This is a genomic window from Streptomyces ureilyticus (assembly GCF_011045025.1).
Lineage (GTDB): Bacteria > Actinomycetota > Actinomycetes > Streptomycetales > Streptomycetaceae > Streptomyces > Streptomyces ureilyticus.
On record NZ_JAAKZX010000377.1, the window covers coordinates 1 to 4,232 of the forward strand.

Genomic DNA, 4,232 nt, shown 5'->3' on the forward strand with positions numbered 1-4,232 from the left:
CCTCGAAGACCTTCGGGTCGGGCGTACTGCACCTGGTCTACACCCGGGCCGAGTCCACCGGCGACGCCGGATACGAGGAGGCCAAGGCCCACCTGTCCCAGGCCGCGGAGTAGGGAAGGAGGAGCCGTGGCCCACTTCGACGACGAACACCTGCGCGACCTCGAAGCACGGATGCGGCGCGACGACCCGCGATTCGCCAAGGCTCTGGGATCCGGCCGACCGTGCCGTCCGCGCGAGTACCGGCACGGACGGGCCTGGCTGGTCCTGGCTATCGCCCTGGCATGCCTGGGCGTCGGTATGGCCCTTCCGCAGGGAATACTCATCGCAGTGGGTCTGGTCCTGGCCGGGGCCGCAGGGCACCTCTTCGACCCTCAGCGCGCACGGCCCCGAGGGAACGATCCTCCCGCAACCCGGTGACGCCGGCCACCGGGCCATCGGAGTCAGTACGGAGACACCCGGATGACCTTGCAGGAGCTGTACCTGGTGCTGCTCATCGGCGGCACGGTACTGCTCGCTAGCATCGCCGCAGCCCGCACCGCCAACCGCCTCGGTCTGCCCAGCCTGCTGCTATTCCTGACCGTGGGCGTCATCGTCGGAGAGGACGTACTCGGCCTGGAATTCGACGACGCCCAGCTCGCCCAATCCCTGGGCACCGCGGGCCTGGCCGTCATCCTCGTCGAAGGCGGACTGACCACCCAGTGGACGGATGTCCGCCGCCTGCTGGCACCCGCCGGGGTACTCGCCACCGCAGGCGTGGCCATCTCGGTCGCCGTCACCGCCGCCGGAGCCCACCTGCTGCTCGGCATGGAATGGCACCTGGCACTGCTGCTCGGAGCGATCGTCTCCTCCACCGACGCCGCAGCCGTCTTCGCCGTCCTGCGCGCCCTGCCACTCCCGCAGAAAGTCACTGGCCTGCTGGAAGCAGAATCCGGCTTCAACGACGCCCCCACCATCATCCTGGTCCTGGTCTTCTCCACCGCCGCAGCCGACCTGCCCGACCCGGCACACATCGCGGGCAACGTCCTCTACCAGCTGGCCGTCGGCGCCGCCCTCGGCCTGCTCATCGGGCGCATCGGCGTCGCCGCCCTGCGGCACATCGCGCTGCCCGCCACCGGCCTGTACCCACTGGCCACCGTGGCCTTCGGCATCATCGCCTTCGCCGCCGGCGGAGCCGCCAACGCCAGCGGCATCATCGCCGCCTACCTGTCCGGACTCGTCCTGGGCAACTCCAAGCTGCCGCACCGCGCCGCCACCCGCTCGTTCGCCGAAGGCGCTGGCTGGCTCGCCCAGATCGGCCTGTTCGTCATGCTCGGCCTGCTCGTCACTCCCAGAGAACTGCCCTCCGCTGTCCTCCCGGCCATCGGGGTGGGGCTCGTCCTGCTGCTGGCCGCCCGCCCCGTCTCCGTCCTGGCCTGCCTGCTGCCATTCCGCACCCCTTGGCGCGAACAGGCGTTCATCTCCTGGGCCGGGCTACGCGGCGCCGTGCCGATCGTGCTCGCCACCTTCCCCATCGTCGCCGGGGTGGACGGCGCTCGCGATCTTTTGAACATCGTGTTCGTCCTGGTCGTCATTTTCACGCTCATCCAGGGTCCGAGCCTGCCCGCCGCTGCCCGGTGGCTCGGCCTGACCAGGCCCGGCGCACTGCGCGACGTACAAGTGGAGACGGCCCCTCTCGATGTCCTGGACGCCGACCTGCTCACCGCCGCCGTCCCCCCGGGCTCCCGGCTCCACGGCGTCGCCATCTTCGAACTGCGGTTGCCCCCACCGGTCGTCGTCACCCTGATCATCCGTGACGGCACCAGCATCGTTCCCCGCCACGACACCGTGCTCCGCGCAGGCGACGAGCTCCTACTGATCACCACGCCGGACACCCGGGACGCCGCTGAACGACGACTGCGTGCGATCGGTAGACGCGGCAAACTCGCCCGCTGGCTCGGCGAGCAAGGAGACGTCGAGCCCGCGGACCGGACCGGCACGGCCTGATAGCCGACCTGCCGCCCCGAGCGGTCAGCGGGTGCGGTGGTTGGCAACGGGCCTGCCTCGCCGTCGTGCACCATTTCTCCACCAACTTGGGCGCTATCTGAACGTATGTAGAGTTTGCTCCTTTTCTCCTGCGCTAAAATTCTTTACCGAGTCATTACGCTCCATTGAGCGGGCGAGTGCTCATTTCGTGGGCTGCCGTCTGGCAGCCATGGGCGTCGGTGGGATGGGAGGCATGACATGGGTCGACGTATCCACGCCTTGGGCCTACCCATCGCCAACCCGGCCTTCCGCTGCCCCGCGTCACGCATCCCCAGGGCGGTGCGCGTCGACAACGCCGCTCGCGACAGCGTTCCTGATACCGGCAGCACCGGCTCCAGCGACCAGCGCCTCTGACGCCTCCGGTGACCCCGGCCCTTTTACCTCCAGAACCAGATCCCGACATTCCACGTGCCCAGGGGCGGCGGCACGGAGGCCAAAGGCTCGGCCGGTCGCGGTGAGCAATGCAGATTTCTGTCGGGCAGGTGCTGACAACGCACCGCTACGGCCCGGCACGATCCACCGAACCTGTCACCTGCACGTCCGTAACGCTTCCTTCTGGAGCACGCCATGGAGCACACAGCTCACGTCAGCAAGACCGCTCTGCCCGGGGTCGGGACCCGCTACGACCTCGAAACCGATGCCGGCCAGCATCTCTCGGTCGTCGTGCACCAGGACGGGCGGCGCATCCTGTCCTTCCACGACCCCGAGGACGACGACAGTTGCAAGGACGCGGCCCCGCTCGCGCCCCATGAGGCGACCGCGCTGGCCAAGTTGCTCACCCCCGACCCCGTCGCCCACCTGCATCAGCACATCGAGATCGACCTGGTCACCGAGCACATCCCCGTCACCAAGCGGTCGCCGTACGCGGGCCGCACGCTCGGCGCCACTCAGGCGCGCACCCGCACCGGCGCGTCCATCGTCGCCGTCCTGCGCCGCACCGTCGCCGTCCCCTCGCCCACACCCGATTTTCGCTTCGCCATCGGCGACACCTTGGTTGTCGTCGGTACCCGTGAAGGCGTAGACGCTGTCGCCGAACTCATCACCGGAGGATAGAAGCCCGTGCATAACACCACTGCCATGCTCATCGAGCTCGGGGCAATCATTCTCGGCCTGGGGCTCCTCGGACGCCTCGCAGGACGTGTGGGCTTCTCCCCTATACCCCTCTATCTGCTCGCCGGACTCGCCTTCGGCCACGGCGGCATCCTCCCGCTCAACGCCAGCGAGGAGTTCACCGCCACCGGCGCCGAGATCGGCGTCATCCTCCTGTTGCTGCTGCTCGGCCTGGAGTACAGCGCTTCCGAACTTGTCACCAACCTCAAAACGCAATACCCCTCCGGCGCCGTCGACTTCGTCCTCAACGCCGTGCCGGGCGCAGTCGCCGCACTGATCCTGGGCTGGGGGCCGGTCGCGGCCGTCGCCCTGGCCGGCGTCACCTGGATCTCCTCCTCCGGCGTCATCGCCAAGGTCCTCGGAGACCTGAACCGGCTCGGCAACCGCGAGACCCCCGTTGTCCTCGGCGTCCTGGTCATCGAGGACCTGGCCATGGCCGTCTACCTGCCCATCCTCACCGCCCTGCTCGCAGGGGTGAGCCTGGCGGGCGGCACCGTCACCCTGGTGATCTCGCTGGGCACCGTCGGCGCCGTCCTCTACCTCGCCCTGCGCCACGGCCGACTGATCAGCCGCGCGGTCTCCTCCGACAACGCCGAAATGCTCCTCCTCGTCGTCCTCGGCCTGACCCTCCTCGTGGCGGGCGTGGCCCAGGAACTCCAGGTCTCCGCGGCTGTCGGCGCCTTCCTCGTCGGCATCGCCCTGTCCGGCGAGGTCGCCGAAGGCGCCAGCACCCTGCTCACCCCGCTGCGCGACCTGTTCGCCGCCGTCTTCTTCGTCTTCTTCGGCCTGTCCACCGACCCCGCGGACATTCCGCCCGTCCTCGTCCCCGCGCTGATCCTCGCCGTCATCACCGCGCTCACGAAGATCGCCACGGGCTGGTACGCGGCACGCCGCGCCGGCGTCGGAAGCGCGGGCCGCTGGCGGGCCGGAGGCACCCTTGTGGCCCGTGGCGAGTTCTCCATCGTCATCGCCGGCCTCGCCGTCGGCGTAGAGCCCCGCATCGGCCCGCTCGCCACCGCCTACGTCCTGATCCTCGTCATCCTCGGCCCGCTCACCGCCCGCTTCACCGAACCGCTGGCCCGCCGCCTCACCCCCCGCCC

The 4,232-nt window shown here is 69.5% G+C and carries 5 protein-coding genes; all 5 read left to right on the plus strand.

Going from position 1 to position 4,232, the window contains the following annotated elements; all coding sequences use genetic code 11:
- Positions 1–126: 126 nt before the first annotated feature.
- Positions 127–417 (plus strand): DUF3040 domain-containing protein, encoded by a 291-nt coding sequence (locus G6048_RS46955; protein ID WP_165345730.1) that lies wholly within the window; start codon positions 127–129, stop codon positions 415–417.
- Positions 418–459: 42 nt separating this feature from the next.
- Positions 460–1,983, plus strand: a complete 1,524-nt coding sequence (locus G6048_RS46960) for a potassium/proton antiporter (protein ID WP_165345731.1) — start codon at positions 460–462, stop codon at positions 1,981–1,983.
- A 237-nt stretch (positions 1,984–2,220) separates the two neighbouring features.
- Positions 2,221–2,376, plus strand: a complete 156-nt coding sequence (locus G6048_RS46965; RefSeq protein WP_165345732.1) for a hypothetical protein — start codon at positions 2,221–2,223, stop codon at positions 2,374–2,376.
- A 213-nt stretch (positions 2,377–2,589) separates the two neighbouring features.
- Positions 2,590–3,075 carry a cation:proton antiporter regulatory subunit gene (locus tag G6048_RS46970; RefSeq protein ID WP_165345733.1) on the plus strand — a complete coding sequence of 162 codons (486 nt, stop codon included), beginning with the start codon at positions 2,590–2,592 and terminating at the stop codon, positions 3,073–3,075.
- Between the two features lie 6 nt (positions 3,076–3,081).
- Positions 3,082–4,232: cation:proton antiporter (locus tag G6048_RS46975; protein WP_165345734.1), on the plus strand; the 1,151-nt coding region annotated here is incomplete at its 3' end.